Raw genomic sequence first — 15,928 nt, forward strand, 5'->3', positions numbered from 1 at the left:
TGGTCTCGCGGGCCGCGGCTGCGGCCCTGCACACGCGAGACGGTGGTGCCGCTCGGCACCACCGTCTCCAGAGTAGTCACGGGAACGCCCCGAAGGGCAGGGGGTCGGCCCCGGATGGGGGACGGATCGGGGTTTCCCCCAGCCCGCCCCGGGCCCGGATCGGGGATTCCCCCAAGCCGGATCGGGGTCTCAGCGGGTTTCCGCGCTCGTTCCGCGGCTGTCCGCGAGGGCCCGCAGGGCGCGGGCGTCGCGGATCGCCGATTCCTTGGCGATCCCGGGCTGGATGCCGAGGGCGGGCAGGCTCGTGCCGTCGCTCAGGTCGAGGAAGACCCAGGGGTCGCCGGGGCGGAGGTTGACCTTGAGGATCTCCGCCCAGGCGAGGCGCCGGCTCCTGGTGATGTTGACGACCGTCACGCCGTCCTCGTCGGCCACGACCTTGGGGCGGCTCAGCAGGACCAGGACCCCGGAGAGCAGCACGGCGGTGAGGACGAAGCTCGCGCGCTCCCCCGGTCCGAGGCGCTCCAGCATCATCGCCACGGCCGTGACGACGACGAACATCGTGACGCCCAGGGTCAGCAGGATCGCCCGGGTGCGACCGGGACGGAAGGTGACCGGGAGGGAGGGCGTCGGGGACTGCGACATCGGAGGTTCCTCAGTGCCTGGTGAGACAGCGCCCGCTGGGACGGTGCCTGGTGGGACGGTGCGGGCCGGCCGCCGTCAGAGGCGGCAGGCGTGGATGGCGGTGGTGAGGATGGCGCGGGCGCCGATCTCGTACAGGTCGTCCATGATCCGCTGCGCCTCCTTGGCGGGGACCATCGCACGGACGGCGACCCAGCCCTCGTTGTGCAGCGGGGAGACGGTCGGCGACTCCAGGCCCGGGGTGAGGGCGACGGCCTGCTCCAGGTGCTCGGCGCGGCAGTCGTAGTCCATCATCACGTACGAGCGGGCGACGAGGACGCCCTGGAGGCGGCGCATGAACTGCTGCACCTGCGGGTGGTCGTCCGAGGCGCCGTGACGGCGGATGACGACCGCCTCGGAGGTCAGGATCGGCTCGCCGATGACCTCCAGGCCGGCGTTGCGCAGGCTGGTGCCGGTCTCCACGACGTCCGCGATGATCTGGGCGACGCCCAGCTGGATCGCGGTCTCGACCGCGCCGTCCAGGTGGACGACGGAGGCGTCGATGCCCTGGTCGGCGAGGTGCTTGGCGACGATGCCCTCGTAGGAGGTGGCGATCGTCATGCCGCCGAAGTCCTCGGGACCGTTCGCGGTGCCCGGGCGGGTGGCGTAGCGGAAGGTGGAGCGGCCGAAGTTCAGCGGGAGGATCTCCTCGGCGCTGGCTCCGGAGTCCAGGAGCAGGTCACGGCCGGTGATGCCGATGTCCAGCTTCCCGGAGGCGACGTAGATCGCGATGTCCTTCGGCCGCAGGTAGAAGAACTCGACCTCGTTGTCGGGGTCGACGACCACCAGCTCCTTGGACTCCTTGCGCTGGCGGTAGCCGGCCTCATGGAGCATTGCCGACGCAGGTCCGGAGAGGGAACCCTTGTTGGGGACGGCGATGCGCAGCATGGGGTGAGCTTCCTTTGCCTGGGAGTTCTGGGGAGGGTGTGGAACTTTTCTCGGTGGTGCTCAGAGGTGGGCGTAGACGTCGTCGAGCGAGATCCCGCGGGCGACCATCATCACCTGGACGTGGTACAGCAGCTGCGAGATCTCCTCGGCGGCGGCTTCCTTGCCCTCGTACTCGGCGGCCATCCAGACCTCGGCGGCCTCCTCGACGACCTTCTTGCCGATGGCATGGACGCCCTTGCCCACCAGCTCCGCCGTGCGGGAGGTGGCCGGGTCGCCGGTCTCTGCCTTGAGCTTGAGCTCGGAGAAGAGCTCTTCGAAGCTTTTGTTCGCCATGATGGTCCTAAGAGTACGGGGTAAGGGGCGCGGGCCTAGCGCCAGGGCTCACTGACCGTGCGCAGGGTGGTGGCGGTGGCGACGGCGGCGGTGACGGCCTCGTGGCCCTTGTCCTCGGAGGATCCCTCGAGGCCGGCGCGGTCGAGCGCCTGTTCCTCGTTGTCGACGGTGAGGACACCGAATCCGACGGGTACGCCGGTGTCGATCGAGACCTGGGTGAGGCCGTGGGTGACGCCCTGGCACACGTACTCGAAGTGCGGCGTTCCGCCGCGGATGACGACGCCGAGCGCCACGATGGCATCGTAGCCGCGCCCGGCGAGCACCTTCGCCACGACCGGGAGCTCGAAGCTGCCGGGCACGCGCAGGAGCGTCGGCTCGTCGATGCCCAGCTCGCTGAGGGCGCGCAGGGCGCCGTCGACGAGACCGTCCATGATCTTCTCGTGCCACTGCGCCGCGATGACCGCGACCCGCAGGTCGCCGCAGTTCTTCACGCTGAGGACGGGTGCGCCCTTGCCGCTCATGTCTCTCCTAGCCGATTAGCCGTGTAACAGGTTCGTACGTACGTGATCACTGGTTGTTGCAGGTGGAGGCCGGGGAGCCGTCCAGCCAGGGCAGGTCGTGCCCCATCCGGTCCCGCTTGGTGCGCAGGTAGCGGAGGTTGTGCTCGCCGGCCTGGACCGGCATGGGCTCGCGGCCCTCGACCCGCAGACCGTGCCGGGTGAGGGCGTCGATCTTGTCGGGGTTGTTGGTCATCAGGCGCAGGGTGCGGACGCCGAGGTCGCCGAGGATCTGCGCGCCGGCCGCGTAGTCGCGGGCGTCGGCGGGCAGCCCGAGCTCCAGGTTGGCGTCGAGGGTGTCGCGGCCCTGCTCCTGGAGCTCGTACGCGCGCAGCTTGGACAGCAGGCCGATGCCGCGGCCCTCGTGGCCGCGCAGGTAGACGACGACTCCGCGCCCGGCCTCGGTGATGCGGTCCATGGAGGCCTGCAGCTGGGGGCCGCAGTCGCAGCGCAGGGAGTGGAAGATGTCGCCGGTGAGGCACTCGGAGTGGACCCGGACGAGGACGTCCTCGCCGTCGCCGATCTCGCCGTGGACGAGGGCGACGTGCTCGACGCCGTCGACGGTGGAGCGGTAGCCGTACGCGGTGAACTCGCCGTGCGCGGTGGGGAGGTGGACCTCGGCCTCGCGGCGGACGGTGGGCTCGGCGGAGCGCCGGTAGGCGATCAGGTCCTCGATGGAGATGATCGTCAGGCCGTGCTTGCGGGCGAAGGGGACCAGCTCGGGCAGCCGCAGCATCACGCCGTCCTCGCCGGCGATCTCGACGATGGCGCCGGCCGGGCGGAGGCCCGCGAGGCGGGCCAGGTCGACGGCGGCCTCGGTGTGACCGTTGCGGACGAGGACGCCGCCGGGCTTGGCGCGCAGCGGGAAGATGTGGCCGGGGCGGACGAAGTCGGAGGGCTCGTGGGTGCCGGAGGCCAGCATCCGCAGGGTGGTGGCGCGGTCGGCGGCGGAGATGCCGGTGGTGACGCCGTGGGCGGGGGACGCGTCGACGGAGACGGTGAAGGCCGTGCGCATCGACTCGGTGTTGTGCTCGACCATCTGCGGGAGTTCGAGGCGCTGCAGCTCCTCGTCCTCCATGGGGGCGCAGATCAGGCCGCGGCACTCGCTCATCATGAAGGCGACGATCTCGGGGGTGGCCTTCTCGGCGGCGATGACGAGGTCGCCCTCGTTCTCGCGGTCCTCGTCGTCGACCACGACGACGGGCCGGCCGGCGGCGATGTCGCGGATGGCCTGCTCGACGGGGTCGAGGGCGAGGTCGGTGGCGTCCCAGAGGGGAAGGGCGGCACTCATGCGTGGACTCCTTCCAGAGCGGCGGGGGCGGTGCGCGTCCGGAGCCACCAGTCGCGCATGCCCCAGATGACGAGGGCGAAGTAGATGACGTAGACGAGGCCGGAGAAGGCGAGGCCGCTGTTGAAGGCGAGGGGGACGCCGACGAGGTCGACGAGGAGCCAGGCGAACCAGAACTCGACGAGGCCGCGGGCCTGGGCGATCATCGCGACGAGGGTGCCGACGAAGATGTACGCGTCGGCCCAGGGGCTCCAGGACAGCGACGGGTAGAGGGTGAAGAGGCCGCCGACGGCGAGGGTGCCGAGGGCCGCGCCGGCGAGGAGCAGACCGCGCTCCTTCCAGGTGGCGAAGCGGACGGCGATGGAGCCGTCCTGGGCCTGCTGCTTGCCGCGGTTCCACTGCCACCAGCCCCAGGCGGCGACGCCGATGACGAGGAGCTGCTTGCCGACGCCGCCGGAGAGGTGGGCGGAGGCGTAGGCGCCGACGAGGATGACGCCGGAGAGCAGCTGGGCGGGCCAGGTGAGGATGGAGCGGCGCCAGCCGAGCGCGAGCGCGATGAGTCCGATCGTGTTGCCGATCATGTCGGACCACATGATGTGCTGGCCGAAGACGGTGAACGCCTCGGAGTTGAGCCAGTTCACTTCTCGTTCTCCTTGGCGTCGGTGCCGAGCAGCCGCTCGACGTACTTGGCGATGACGTCCACTTCGAGGTTGACCGGGTCGCCGGACTGCTTGATGCCGAGCGTGGTCAGGTCGAGGGTGGTCGGGATGAGGCTGATGGTGAACCAGTCGTCGGACACCTCGACGACGGTGAGGCTGACGCCGTCGACCGTGATCGAGCCCTTCTCGACGACGTACCGGGAGAGGTGGGCGGGCAGGCCGACCTTGACGAGCTCCCAGTGCTCGGACGGGGTCCGCTCCAGGATGGTGCCGGTGCCGTCGACGTGGCCCTGGACGATGTGACCGCCGAGGCGGCCGCCGACGGCCATGGGCCGCTCCAGGTTGACGCGGGAGCCGACTCCGAGGGCGCCGAGGCTGGACCGCTTGAGGGTCTCGGCCATGACGTCGGCGGTGAACTCGCCGTCGCCGTGCTCGACGACCGTGAGACAGACACCGTTGACGGCGATGGAGTCGCCGTGCTGGGCGCCTTCCGTGACCAGGGGGCCGCGCAGCCGGAAGCGGGAGGCGTCCTCCAGCTGCTCGACGGCGACGACCTCGCCCAGTTCTTCGACGATTCCGGTGAACACGGTCAGGCTCCCTTGAGGGTGGCGGTGATGCGGAGGTCGGTTCCGACGCGCGCGGTCTCGGTGATGTCGAGCCGCAACGCTTCGGTGATGGTGGTGATTCCGGCGTCGGCGAGGGCGGCGGGGCCCGCGCCGAGGAGGACCGGGGCGAGGTAGCCGACGACCTGGTCGACGGCGCCCGCGGCGATGAAGGCGCCCGCGAGGGTGGGGCCGCCTTCGAGGAGGATCGAGCGGACACCGCGCGCGTGGAGGGCGTCCAGAAGGGCGGGGACGGAGAGACCGCGCTCGGCCCTGGGGAGCCGTACGACGTCCGGGAGGGTGGTCCCGGCGTCCTCGGCGACGGCGATCAGGGTGGGGGCGGCCTCGTCGAGGACCCGGGCGCCGGGCTTGACTGCCGTCGCCTCGGTGTCGACGACGACCCGCAGCGGCTGTACGGCGCCCTCGATGCCGCGCACGGCCAGGTGGGGGTCGTCGGTACGGGCGGTGCCGGAGCCGACGACGACGGCGTCGGCCTCGGCGCGCAGCCGGTGGACGTCGGCGCGGGACTCGGCGGAGCTGATCCAGCGGGAGGTGCCGTCGGCGGCGGCGATCCGGCCGTCGAGGGTGGCGGCGTACTTCCAGCGGACGAAGGGGCGGCCGCGGCGCACGGAGGTGAGCCAGGCGAGGTTGCCGGCCTCGGCCTCGTCCTCCAGGAGGCCCTGCCCGACCTCGATCCCGGCGGCGCGGAGGGTGTCGGCACCGCCCGTGGCCTGCGGGTTCGGGTCGGCGACGGCGTACACGACCCGGCTGATCCCGGCCTCGATCAGGGCCTGGGCGCAGGGGCCGGTGCGGCCGGTGTGGTTGCAGGGTTCGAGGGTGACGTAGGCCGTGCCGCCGCGGGCCAGGACGCCGGCCGCGCGCAGGGCGTGGACCTCGGCGTGGGGGCCGCCGGCGCGCTGGTGGAAGCCTTCGCCCACCTGGTGTCCGGAGGCGTCGGTGATGACGCACCCGACGACCGGGTTGGGGCTGGTGGCGCCGAGTCCGCGTGCGGCGAGCTCGACGGCGCGTCGCATGGCGGTGATGTCGGCCTGCTGGGCCACCGGGTCCTCCTGCCTCTTCGGGCACGGACTCCGGGGCCTGTCGATGACGACAGAGAGCGGGATGGACGCCTCGCGCAGGGTGCGCCGGAAGGCCGCGTCCTCCGGGTGCGCCGGTCGGAAGACGACACGGCGACCAGCGGACGTACGGCCGGCACACCCCTGGAAGGGGTCACCCGCCGCGCACTGCCTCCCATCCGGACTTTCACCGTCGGTCCAGGAATTTCACCTGGTCAACCGGCCGCTGGCTTGCGGACGGGTCGCGGACTATACCGCCGGTTCGGAATTACACCGACCCCGGAGTGCGCTGCTGCTGATACAGGGCCAGTGTGCCACGCCCCGCGTGAGGCGATAGCCCCGAACCCTGTGGGCTGGCTCACAGACTCCCACAGGATTCTTCTTTGGTCCAGACCTATTGACGCACTGGTCTAGTCCTCTTAATCTCCGTGTCACCTCCGAGGTAACGGCCCGTCGGCGTGCGCACTCCACGGGCCCAACACGACCCACCCCCTTGTTCGTTGTGTTCCGCAGACCTCCCTTGGAGGAACCGATCGTGCTGTCCCCCACGGCAAAGAGAGCCTCGCTGCTCGCGTCCGGCGCGGCCGTCGCCGGGCTCCTGCTCAGCTCGCTCTCCGGCGGCGTCTCGTACGCCGCCGACAACGAGTCCTGTCGCCCCGACGGGCTCTACAAGACCCCCGGCGTCGACGTCCCGTACTGCTCGGTCTACGACACCGAGGGCCGCGAGAAGATGGGCGCGGACCACCAGCGCCGGGTCATCGGCTACTTCACCGGCTGGCGCACCGGCAAGAACGGCCAGCCCGCGTACCTGGCCAAGGACATCCCGTGGGACAAGATCACCCACATCAACTACGCCTTCGGTCACATCGGCGGCGACAACAAGCTCTCCGTGGGCACGGACGGCCCCGACAACGCCGCCACCGGGATGACCTGGCCCGGTGTCGCGGGCGCCGAGATGGACCCCGCGTACGCGTACAAGGGCCACTTCAACCTGCTCAACAAGTTCAAGAAGCAGCACCCGAACGTCAAGACGCTGATCTCGGTCGGCGGCTGGGCGGAGACCGGCGGCTACTTCGCGGACAACGGCGACCGGGTGAACTCCGGCGGCTTCTACGCGATGGCCACCAACGCCGACGGTTCGGTCAACCAGGCCGGGATCGACACCTTCGCGAACTCGGCCGTCGACTTCATCCGCACGTACGGGTTCAACGGCGTCGACATCGACTACGAGTACCCGACCACGATGAAGGACGCGGGCAACCCGCTCGACTGGCAGCTCGCCAACGCGCGCCGCGCCGGACTCGTACAGGGCTACGCGGCCCTCATGAAGTCCCTGCGCGAGAAGCTGGACACGGCCGGCGCCGCCGACGGCAGGCACTACCTGCTGACCGTCGCCGCCCCCTCCTCCGGCTACCTGCTGCGCGGCATGGAGACCTTCCAGATGCAGAAGTATCTGGACTACGTCAACATCATGTCCTACGACCTGCACGGCGCCTGGAACGAGTACGTCGGCCCCAACGCCTCCCTCTTCGACGACGGCAAGGACGGCGAGCTCGCCGCGGCCAACGTCTACGGCTCCTCGCAGTACGGCTCCATCGGCTACCTCAACACCGACTGGGCGTACCACTACTTCCGCGGCTCCATGCCGGCCGGCCGCATCAACATCGGCCTGCCCTACTACACCCGCGGCCACAAGAACGTGCAGGGCGGCACCGACGGCCTGTGGGGCAAGGCCTCCGCGACCACCTGCCCGGCCGGGGCCGGCCTGACCAAGTGCGGCGACGGCGCCACCGGCATCGACAACCTGTGGCACGACAAGGACACCAACGGCGTCGAGTCGCCCGCGGGCTCCAACCCGATGTGGCACGCCAAGAACCTCGAGAAGGGGATCGTCGGCGACTACGTCACCCAGTACGGCTTCCCGGCGAACACCACGCTGACCGGCACGTACGCCCGCAAGTACGACGCGACCCTGGTCGCGCCGTGGCTGTGGAACGCGCAGAAGAAGGTCTTCCTCTCCACCGAGGACGAGCAGTCCGTGGCCGCGAAGGCGGACTACGTGGTCGACCGCGGCATCGGCGGCACCATGGTCTGGGAGATGGCCGGCGACTACGCCTGGAACGCCACGAAGAACCAGTACGAGATGGGCTCCACGCTCACCTCGCTGATGTACGACAAGTTCAAGGCGGCCACCCCGTACGGCGCGAAGAAGTCCAACAAGGCGCTGCCGACCCAGGCCGTGAAGATCGACACCCAGTTCACCGAGTTCAAGCTGGGCGACTCGAACTACCCGATCACCCCGAAGATCAAGATCACCAACAACACGACGACGACGCTGCCCGGCGGCACGGAGTTCCAGTTCGACTACGGGACTTCGGCTCCCGCCAACGCCTCCGACCAGTCCGGCTTCGGCACCAAGGTCGTCAGCAGCGACCACACGGGCTCCAACGTGGGCGGCCTGAAGGGCGACTTCCACCGCGTCTCGCTGAAGCTCCCGGCCTGGCAGTCGCTGGCCCCGGGCGCCACGATCGACCTGGCCTTCAACTACTACCTGCCGGTGTCCACCCCCTCCAACTGGACGGTGAACATCAACGGCACGACGTACGCCCTCGCCGGCGACCTGGCGCGCGGCACGACGGTCGTGGAGCCGGGCACCACCACCCCGCCGACCACGCCCCCGACCACGCCGCCCACCACCCCGCCGACGACTCCCCCGACCACGCCTCCGACGACGCCGCCCACCACGGGCTGCACCGCCCCGGCGTACGTGGCCGGCACGATCTACAACGCCGGCAACGAGGTCTCCCACAAGGGCCACAAGTGGAAGGCCCAGTGGTGGACCCAGAACGAGGAGCCGGGCACGACCGGCGACTGGGGCGTCTGGAAGGACCTCGGCGCCTGCTGACCCGCTCCCTTCCGACGACCCCCCGCTGAACCCCCGGCGGCGGTCACACACGGCCCTTGCCGCCGCCGGGCCCACCGCGCCGCGCCCCCCTGTCCGGGGCGCGGCGCGTTCGCTTTCGCGTTCGGATTCGGGTTCGAGTTCACCAAGAGCGGCTACGGACAACGGGAGAATCGAAGTGCCCAAGCCCGAGATCCCTGAGATCCCCGAGATCGTCGACCCCGCGACGGAGGCCTTCGCCCTGGTGGTGAGCAGTCTCCCGGAAGGATGCGGGCCGGCCGTGCTCGGGGACGCGAACGAGGTCCGGCGCCGGCAGGACGGCTGAGCCCGGCGCGGACGCGCTTCCCGGTCGGGTGGGTACTGATCCCCCGCGCGGGTCCTAGGGGAACAGCTCGTCCTGGGCCGCGTCGCGCGCCCGGAGCAGGGCGCCGCGGAGGACCGCCGCGTCGCCGAGGGCGGTGGCGCGGACCTCCGTGCGCAGGGGCGAGAGGGCCGTGAGTTCGGCCTCCACGCGCGCGGCGAGGGCGGCCCCGCCCTGGTGGCCGGTCTCCCCGGCGAGGACCACGCAGCCGGGGTCCAGGACGGAGACGACGGCGGCGGCGCCGACGGCGAGGCGGCGGGCGAGGGCGTCGAGGAAGGGGCCGTGGCCCGCCGCGAGCGCGTCGGCCGGGTCGAGGCCGTGGGCGGCGGCGAGGGCGTCGACGGCCGCCGCGCAGGCCAGTTCGTGGAAGCCGCCGTCGCAGCCGGTGGCCGAGGGCAGCCCGGAGGTGCCCGGGACCGGCAGGAAGCCGATCTCCCCCGCGCCGCCGGAGGCGCCCCGGCGCAGGCGGCCGTCGAGGACGACGGCGGCGCCGACGCCCTGGCCGAGCCAGAGCAGGACGAAGTCCTCGCGGTCGCGGGCGGCGCCCTCGCGGAGTTCGGCGACGGCGGCGAGGTTGGTCTCGTTCTCGACGAGGACGTGGGCGGGCAGCCGTTCCTGGAGGACGCCGACGAGCCGCCGGTGCCAGGCGGGCAGCCCGGAGGAGTCGCGCAGCTCGCCGGTGGCGGGGTCGATGAGCCCGGGGGCGCCGACGGCGACGCTGTGCAGCCGGTCGGCGCCCGCCTCCTTCACGGTGCGCTCCAGGAGCGCGACCGCCTTCTCGACGGCCGGCCCCGTGCCGTGGTCGTCGCCGACGGGGACGGAGGCCTCGGCGAGCCTGGTGCCGAGGAGGTCGGCGACGGTGACGGAGACCGAGCGGGTCCGGACGTCGAGGGCGGCGAGGTGGGCGCGGTCGGCGACGATCCCGTACAGCTTGGCGTTGGGCCCGCGGCGCTCGGCTCCGGCCTCGCCGACGACATGGACGAGACCCGAGCCCTGGAGCCGCTCGACGAGGTCGGCGACGGTCGGGCGGGAGAGTCCGGTGAGCGTCTTGAGCTGAGTGGCCGTCAACGGGCCTTCGTCCTGGAGCAGTCGCAGGGCGAACCGGTCGTTGATGGCTCGTGCGGTGCTCGGGGATGCGGCCATGCGGCGATCCTCTCAGACGCGTCGGGAGACGGCTCCGGCCGCCGGGTCTATTTATCAGGCAGGGTTCCTGATAGTTTACGCGACACGCCTCGGGACACCTCGGCACACCCCGGCACCCCGGCACCCCGGCACCCCGGCACCCCGGCACCCCACGACACCATGACCACAGGGAGGGCCCATGGCGGCGGAGACCGTCACCAGCACCGATCGCCTCCGGCGGGCGCGCTTCGCCGTCGCCGCCGTCTTCTGCGTGCACGGCTCGGTCACCGGAAGCTTCGCGACCCGGATCCCCTGGATCCAGGAGCACGCGGGCGTCAGCGCCGGTCAGCTCGGGCTCGCCCTCGCCTTCCCCGCGCTCGGCGCCTCCCTCGCGATGCCGCTCGCCGGCGCCGTGTCCCACCGCTTCGGCGCCCGCACGGCGCTGCGCGGCCTGCTCGCCCTGTGGACGCTCGCCCTCACGCTGCCCTCGCTCGCCCCGAACGTCTGGGGGCTGTGCGGCGCGCTCTTCGTGTACGGGGCGACCGCGGGCATGTCCGACGTGGCGATGAACGCCCTGGGCGTCGAGACCGAGGACCGGCTCGGCAAGTCCATCATGTCGAGCCTGCACGGCATGTGGAGCGTAGGTGCCCTGCTCGGCTCCGCCGCCGGCACGGTCGCCGCCCACCTCGGCGGCGACGCCCGGCTGCACCACCTGGTCGCGGCCCTCGTGCTGACCGCGCTCGGCCTGGTCTTCTGCCAGGGCGTGCTCGACGTCCGCAGCACCCCGGAGGAGGAGCCGCCGCCGCGCTTCTCGCTGCCGCCGAAGTCGGCGCTGATCATCGGCGCCATCGGTTTCTGCGGGGTGTTCGCGGAGGGCGCCAGCCTCGACTGGTCGGCCGTCTACCTCCGGGACGAGCTGGGCAGCTCGGCGGGGCTGGCGGCCGCCTCCACGACCGCCTTCGCGCTGACGATGGCGGTGGCGCGGCTGGTCGGCGACCGGGTGGTGGACCGCTTCGGCGCGGTGCGTACGGTACGGGTCGGGGGTGCCGTCGCCACCCTCGGCGGGGTCCTGGTGGTCCTCGCCCCGCACGCCGCCGTCGCGATGGCCGGTTTCGGTCTGATCGGGCTCGGGATCGCGGTCGTCGTCCCGCTGGCCTTCGCCGCGGCCGGGCGCAGCGGCCCGAACCCGAGTCAGGCCATCGCGGGCGTCGCCACCATCACGTACACCTCGGGTCTGATCGCCCCCTCGGCGATCGGCGGCATCGCCGACGCGACCTCGCTCGTCTTCTCCTTCGGCCTGGTCACCCTGCTCGCCCTGGGTCTCGTGCTCGGCGCGGGCGTGCTCAGGACCGGCGGCCGGGAGGCGGCTTCGTCGGCGCCCGCGCCCGCGAAGAGCGCCGGCCCGGTGGGATAGGCCGCTCGTCCGGAACCTCCGGTCCGGCAGTGGTGCAGACCAGGCGCATACCATGTGGCTGATCTTTTGCGGTCGCGACACGGCCGCCGGAACCGGAGAACGGGAGCGACCTCATGAACCTCGGCGTGCGCTGGACCCTGCACGGCGACGGGAGAACACCCGCTCCGGGAGCGGTCGTCCGCCCGGACGAGCGGCTCTCCTGGCCCCGTACGGTCGGCCTCGGGGCCCAGCACGTCGTCGCGATGTTCGGCGCGTCCTTCGTCGCCCCGGTCCTCATGGGTCTTGACCCGAACCTCGCGATCATGATGTCCGGTGTCGCGACGGCGATCTTCCTGCTCGCGACCCGTGGCACCGTCCCGTCCTACCTGGGCTGCTCGCTCTCCTTCGTCGGCGTCGCCGCCGCCATCCGGGCCTCCGGTGGCACGAGCGCCACCGTGACCGGCGCGGTCCTCGTCGTCGGCGCGGTGCTCTTCCTGGCCGGTCTCGCCGTCCGGAAGTTCGGCGCCCGGATCATCCACGCGGCGATGCCGCCGATCGTGACCGGCGCCGTCGTCATGCTGATCGGCTTCAACCTGGCGCCGGTCACCGCCTCGACGTACTGGCCGCAGGACCAGTGGACGGCCCTGCTGGTGATGCTGTTCACCGGTCTGGCCGTGGTCTGTCTGCGCGGCTTCTGGTCTCGGATCGCGATCTTCCTGGGCCTGGTCTTCGGCTACGCCATCTCGTGGATCTTCGACCTCGTCTTCGGAAAGATCCACTCGATGTCCCCGGGCGGCCAGGTCACCGACCACTGGCGGCTCGACCTCTCCGGCGTCTCCAAGGCCGACTGGATCGGCCTGCCGACCCTCCACGGCCCGAGCTTCGAGTGGTCCGCGATCCTCGTCGCGCTGCCCGTCGTCATCGCCCTGATCGCCGAGAACGCCGGACACGTCAAGGCCGTCGGCGAGATGACCGGCGACAACCTCGACGACCAGCTCGGCACCGCGATCGCCGCCGACGGCGCCGCCTCGATGCTGTCGACCGCCGTGGGCGGCCCGCCGAACACCACGTACTCCGAGAACATCGGCGTCATGGCCGCCACCCGCGTCTACTCGACCGCCGCCTACTGGGCCGCCGCAGGCTTCGCGCTGCTCTTCGGCCTCTGCCCCAAGTTCGGCGCGATCGTCGCCGCGATCCCCGGCGGTGTCCTCGGCGGCATCACCGTGATCCTGTACGGCATGATCGGCCTGCTCGGCGCCCAGATCTGGATCAACGCCAAGGTCGACCTGCGCAATCCGCTCAACCTGGTCCCGGCCGCCGCCGGCATCATCATCGGCGTCGGCGGCGTGAAGCTGACCTTCACCGACACCTTCGAGCTGGGCGGCATCGCCCTCGGCACGATCGTCGTCATCACCGGCTACCACGTGCTGCGGGCCTTCGCCCCGGCCCACCTCAAGGCGCAGGAACCCCTCCTGGACGCCGGCACCAGCTCGTACGAGACGCACCCGGACGGCGTGTCGAAGAACTGAGTGATTCGCCCGTTCTGGGTAAGCCGGGCCCGAGGAGTTCCCTCCCGGGCCCGGCGGCTGGGAGCCTGCCCCCATGGCGCAGACCCAGTGGACCGAAGAACGGATCGGCCCGTTCGTCGCGGTCGACCCCGTGGTGGACCGGATGCGGGCGCTCCGCTCGGCCTGGCATCCGGCCGACGGGGTCGCCGTCTTCAACCGGGTGTACCTCACGGTCACCGAGGAGATCGGCCACGCCATCGACGCGGGCACCTTCGCCGACCGGCGGGCCGCCGCCACCCTCGACGTACGGTTCGCCGAGCGCTATCTCGCCGCGGTCGACGCCGCCACCACCGGCCGCCCCGCGCCCGCCTGCTGGCGGCCCCTGTTCCACTACCGCCGCCATCCCGGCGTACGGCCGCTGCAGTTCGCGCTCGCCGGGATCAACGCCCACATCGGCCACGACCTGGCGCTCGCGGTGGTGGACGCCTGCCGGCTCCTGGAGTGTGCGCCGGCGGCCCTGGAGGACGAGTTCGACCGGGTCGGCGACATCCTCGTCCTCCTGGAGGAGCGCATCCGGGAGGAACTGATGCCGGGCCCGGACCTCCTGGAGGTCGCGGACCCGCTGACACATCTGCTCGGCTGCTGGAGCCTGGACCGGGCCCGCGACGGGGCCTGGCTCGCCGCCCGCTCGCTGTGGCAGCTGCGGCGGCTGCCCGACCTGGCCGAGGAGTTCACCGAACGCCTCGACCGGTCGGTGGGCCTGGTGGGGCGGATGCTGCTCACGCCCCTCACCAGGCCCTGACGGGGATCAGTCCTCCGGCAGCTCGACCGGGGCGATCTCGTCGTACACGTCGCCCGGGCCCGGGTTGGTGCCGTCGGTCGCGCCGCCGAAGTGGTGCATCACGCCCCAGACCGCGTTGAGCGCCGTCTGCACCGCGCCCTCGGCCCAGCCGGCCGTCCAGGAGATGTCGTCGCCGGCGAGGAAGATGCCCCGCTTGTCCTCGGGCAGCCGGTCCTGCATGAAGTGCGTGAACAGGCGGCGCTGGTAGCGGTAGTGACCCGGCAGGTTCGCCTTGAAGGCGCCCATGAAGAAGGGCTCGTTCTCCCAGGAGACCGTCACCGGGTTGCCGATGATGTGCTTCCGGATGTCGACCTTCGGGTAGATCTCGCCGAGCGACTTCAGCATGACCTCCATGCGCTCGTTCGCCGAGAGCGGCAGCCACTTCAGGCTGTCGTCGCACCAGGTGTACGAGAGGCAGATGACGGCCGGCTTGTCCGGGCCCTCGTCCAGGAGATAGGTGCCGCGGGTCATGCGGTCGGTCAGCGTCATCGACATGACGTCCCGGCCGGTCTCCTCATCCTTGTCCAGCCAGAACGGCCGGTCGACCGGGACGAAGAGCTTGGAGGACTCCATGTAGTGGGTGCGCTCGATCGCCGTCCAGTGGTCGATCGGGAAGAGCGAGTCGTCACAGGCGATCTTGGAGAGCAGCATCCAGGACTGGGCGGTGAAGATCGCCGCCTGGTACGTGCGGATGTCGCCGGAGGCGTCGGTGACCGTGATCCGGTTGCCCGCGGTCCTGTTAAGCCGGGTCACGGCCGGCTTCGGGGTGCCCCCGTGCAGGGAGCTGAGCGAGGTGCCCTGCGCCCAGTGGACGATCTTCTCCGGCTCGCGCTCCCACAGGCGCAGCGGCAGCTGCTGCGAGCCGCCCACGATGCCGCGGTGGTGGTCGTCGGCCTCGGTGTAGACGACGCGGAGGATCTCCAGGATGGAGTTGGGGAAGTCGGTGTCCCAGCCGCCGGTGCCGAAGCCGACCTGGCCGAAGATCTCGCGGTGCCGGAAGGACTTGAAGGCCTCGGACTCGCAGAGGAAGCCGTAGAAGGTCTGGTTGTCGAGCTTCTCGACGAGCTTCGACCAGATCTCGCGGATGCGCGGGACGTCGCGCTCGCGCATGGCCTGGTTCATGTCGGAGAAGTCGGCGCCCTCGTCCAGGCAGGCGTTCCACGCGTTCATCACGTCGCGGTAGACCTGCGGGAGGTCGTCGACGGTGGTGGCGTAGTGCGACTCGCCCTTGAGGTCGACGACGGTCGACGGGGTCGACTCGGCGAGCGGGTTCGGGAAGGGCTTGGTCTCCAGGCCGACCAGGTCGATGTAGTGCTGGAGCGCGGTCGAGGAGGGCGGGAAGCGCATGGCGCCCATCTCGGCGGTGAGGCCCTCGGTGCCGGTGCCCTCGAAGCCGACCGTGCGCAGCCGGCCGCCGATCTCGTCGGCCTCGTAGACGACGGGCTTGAGGCCCATCTTCATGAGCTCGTAGGCGGCGATGATGCCGGAGAGCCCGCCGCCGATGACCGCGACCTCGGTGCCGTGCTCGGTGGCCGGTATCTGGCCGAGCCCGGCCGGGTGGGCCAGGAAGTCGTCGTAGGCGTAGGGGAAGTCCGGACCGAACATGGTGATCGGCGGCTGGCCGTCGCTGTGCGGGACGGCGGTCGTGGGCACCGTGGACGTCATGGGGTACGGACTCCTTGCACGGAAAAAGGGTGAGGCGGGTCAGGAGGACTGAGGG

The 15,928-nt window shown here is 71.3% G+C and carries 15 protein-coding genes and 1 riboswitch; of the genes, 5 read left to right on the forward strand and 10 right to left on the reverse strand.

Annotated features, from left to right (window positions below):
- Positions 1 to 189 precede the first annotated feature (189 nt).
- The 8 genes from AB5J54_RS07535 to ribD all read right to left on the reverse strand — a co-directional run bounded on the left by AB5J54_RS07535 (position 190) and on the right by ribD (position 6,066).
- Positions 190 to 642, reverse strand: a complete 453-nt coding sequence (locus tag AB5J54_RS07535) for a PH domain-containing protein (protein WP_369143119.1) — start codon at positions 640 to 642, stop codon at positions 190 to 192.
- A gap of 75 nt (positions 643 to 717) precedes the next feature.
- Entirely contained in the window at positions 718 to 1,566 is an 849-nt protein-coding gene (hisG, locus tag AB5J54_RS07540; RefSeq protein ID WP_369143120.1) for an ATP phosphoribosyltransferase, read from the reverse strand.
- 60 nt (positions 1,567 to 1,626) lie between these two features.
- Positions 1,627 to 1,899, reverse strand: coding sequence for a phosphoribosyl-ATP diphosphatase (locus tag AB5J54_RS07545; RefSeq protein WP_369143121.1), 273 nt, complete (start codon positions 1,897 to 1,899; stop codon positions 1,627 to 1,629).
- Positions 1,900 to 1,934: 35 nt separating this feature from the next.
- Positions 1,935 to 2,420, reverse strand: coding sequence for a 6,7-dimethyl-8-ribityllumazine synthase (gene ribH / locus AB5J54_RS07550; protein ID WP_024760819.1), 486 nt, complete (start codon positions 2,418 to 2,420; stop codon positions 1,935 to 1,937).
- A gap of 46 nt (positions 2,421 to 2,466) precedes the next feature.
- Positions 2,467 to 3,747 (reverse strand): bifunctional 3,4-dihydroxy-2-butanone-4-phosphate synthase/GTP cyclohydrolase II, encoded by a 1,281-nt coding sequence (locus tag AB5J54_RS07555; RefSeq protein ID WP_369143122.1) that lies wholly within the window; start codon positions 3,745 to 3,747, stop codon positions 2,467 to 2,469.
- Positions 3,744 to 4,337, reverse strand: coding sequence for a nicotinamide riboside transporter PnuC (locus AB5J54_RS07560; protein WP_369149251.1), 594 nt, complete (start codon positions 4,335 to 4,337; stop codon positions 3,744 to 3,746). The genes AB5J54_RS07555 and AB5J54_RS07560 overlap by 4 nt, the downstream gene beginning before the upstream one ends.
- Positions 4,338 to 4,381: 44 nt before the next feature.
- Positions 4,382 to 4,990: a riboflavin synthase gene (locus AB5J54_RS07565; RefSeq protein WP_369143123.1), complete on the reverse strand. Its 609-nt coding sequence runs from the start codon at positions 4,988 to 4,990 to the stop codon at positions 4,382 to 4,384.
- Between the two features lie 2 nt (positions 4,991 to 4,992).
- Positions 4,993 to 6,066, reverse strand: coding sequence for a bifunctional diaminohydroxyphosphoribosylaminopyrimidine deaminase/5-amino-6-(5-phosphoribosylamino)uracil reductase RibD (ribD, locus tag AB5J54_RS07570; RefSeq protein ID WP_369143124.1), 1,074 nt, complete (start codon positions 6,064 to 6,066; stop codon positions 4,993 to 4,995).
- A 176-nt stretch (positions 6,067 to 6,242) separates the two neighbouring features.
- Positions 6,243 to 6,373: riboswitch (FMN riboswitch) on the reverse strand.
- Between the two features lie 243 nt (positions 6,374 to 6,616).
- Between ribD and AB5J54_RS07575 the strand changes: the two genes are divergently transcribed.
- Positions 6,617 to 8,986: a chitinase C-terminal domain-containing protein gene (locus AB5J54_RS07575; protein ID WP_369143125.1), complete on the forward strand. Its 2,370-nt coding sequence runs from the start codon at positions 6,617 to 6,619 to the stop codon at positions 8,984 to 8,986.
- Positions 8,987 to 9,011: 25 nt separating this feature from the next.
- Positions 9,012 to 9,308, forward strand: coding sequence for a DUF6193 family natural product biosynthesis protein (locus tag AB5J54_RS07580; protein ID WP_369149252.1), 297 nt, complete (start codon positions 9,012 to 9,014; stop codon positions 9,306 to 9,308).
- Positions 9,309 to 9,362: 54 nt separating this feature from the next.
- Here the strand turns inward: AB5J54_RS07580 and AB5J54_RS07585 are convergent, their stop codons facing one another.
- Positions 9,363 to 10,487 (reverse strand): ROK family transcriptional regulator, encoded by a 1,125-nt coding sequence (locus AB5J54_RS07585; RefSeq protein WP_369143126.1) that lies wholly within the window; start codon positions 10,485 to 10,487, stop codon positions 9,363 to 9,365.
- Between the two features lie 178 nt (positions 10,488 to 10,665).
- Here AB5J54_RS07585 and AB5J54_RS07590 point away from each other — a divergent pair, with 178 nt between their 5' ends.
- The 3 genes from AB5J54_RS07590 (at position 10,666) to AB5J54_RS07600 (ending at position 14,169) form a co-directional block, all read left to right on the forward strand.
- The gene (locus AB5J54_RS07590) at positions 10,666 to 11,880 is read left to right on the forward strand and encodes an MFS transporter (protein ID WP_369143127.1); all 1,215 of its coding nucleotides are present in this window, start codon (positions 10,666 to 10,668) and stop codon (positions 11,878 to 11,880) included.
- Positions 11,881 to 11,993: 113 nt separating this feature from the next.
- A complete protein-coding gene (locus AB5J54_RS07595) occupies positions 11,994 to 13,388 on the forward strand; it encodes a uracil-xanthine permease family protein (RefSeq protein WP_369143128.1) in 1,395 nt (464 codons plus the stop codon).
- Between the two features lie 73 nt (positions 13,389 to 13,461).
- Positions 13,462 to 14,169: a DUF5995 family protein gene (locus AB5J54_RS07600; RefSeq protein ID WP_369143129.1), complete on the forward strand. Its 708-nt coding sequence runs from the start codon at positions 13,462 to 13,464 to the stop codon at positions 14,167 to 14,169.
- Positions 14,170 to 14,175: 6 nt separating this feature from the next.
- On the opposite strand, the gene AB5J54_RS07605 is transcribed toward AB5J54_RS07600, so the two are convergent.
- On the reverse strand, positions 14,176 to 15,873 hold the full coding sequence (locus AB5J54_RS07605; protein WP_369143130.1) for a flavin monoamine oxidase family protein: 1,698 nt from the start codon (positions 15,871 to 15,873) through the stop codon (positions 14,176 to 14,178).
- Positions 15,874 to 15,928 lie beyond the last annotated feature (55 nt).

It is taken from the genome of Streptomyces sp. R44, from assembly GCF_041053105.1.
Taxonomy (GTDB): Bacteria; Actinomycetota; Actinomycetes; order Streptomycetales; family Streptomycetaceae; genus Streptomyces.

Coding starts and splice junctions, on each gene's coding strand:
- AB5J54_RS07545 (WP_369143121.1), bottom strand. CDS start 1,899: ATGGCGAACAAAAGCTTCGAAGAGCTCTTCTCCGAGCTCAAGCTCAAG.
- AB5J54_RS07605 (WP_369143130.1), bottom strand. CDS start 15,873: ATGACGTCCACGGTGCCCACGACCGCCGTCCCGCACAGCGACGGCCAG.
- hisG (WP_369143120.1), bottom strand. CDS start 1,566: ATGCTGCGCATCGCCGTCCCCAACAAGGGTTCCCTCTCCGGACCTGCG.
- AB5J54_RS07595 (WP_369143128.1), top strand. CDS start 11,994: ATGAACCTCGGCGTGCGCTGGACCCTGCACGGCGACGGGAGAACACCC.
- AB5J54_RS07535 (WP_369143119.1), bottom strand. CDS start 642: ATGTCGCAGTCCCCGACGCCCTCCCTCCCGGTCACCTTCCGTCCCGGT.
- AB5J54_RS07590 (WP_369143127.1), top strand. CDS start 10,666: ATGGCGGCGGAGACCGTCACCAGCACCGATCGCCTCCGGCGGGCGCGC.
- AB5J54_RS07600 (WP_369143129.1), top strand. CDS start 13,462: ATGGCGCAGACCCAGTGGACCGAAGAACGGATCGGCCCGTTCGTCGCG.
- AB5J54_RS07585 (WP_369143126.1), bottom strand. CDS start 10,487: ATGGCCGCATCCCCGAGCACCGCACGAGCCATCAACGACCGGTTCGCC.
- AB5J54_RS07560 (WP_369149251.1), bottom strand. CDS start 4,337: ATGTGGTCCGACATGATCGGCAACACGATCGGACTCATCGCGCTCGCG.
- AB5J54_RS07555 (WP_369143122.1), bottom strand. CDS start 3,747: ATGAGTGCCGCCCTTCCCCTCTGGGACGCCACCGACCTCGCCCTCGAC.
- ribH (WP_024760819.1), bottom strand. CDS start 2,420: ATGAGCGGCAAGGGCGCACCCGTCCTCAGCGTGAAGAACTGCGGCGAC.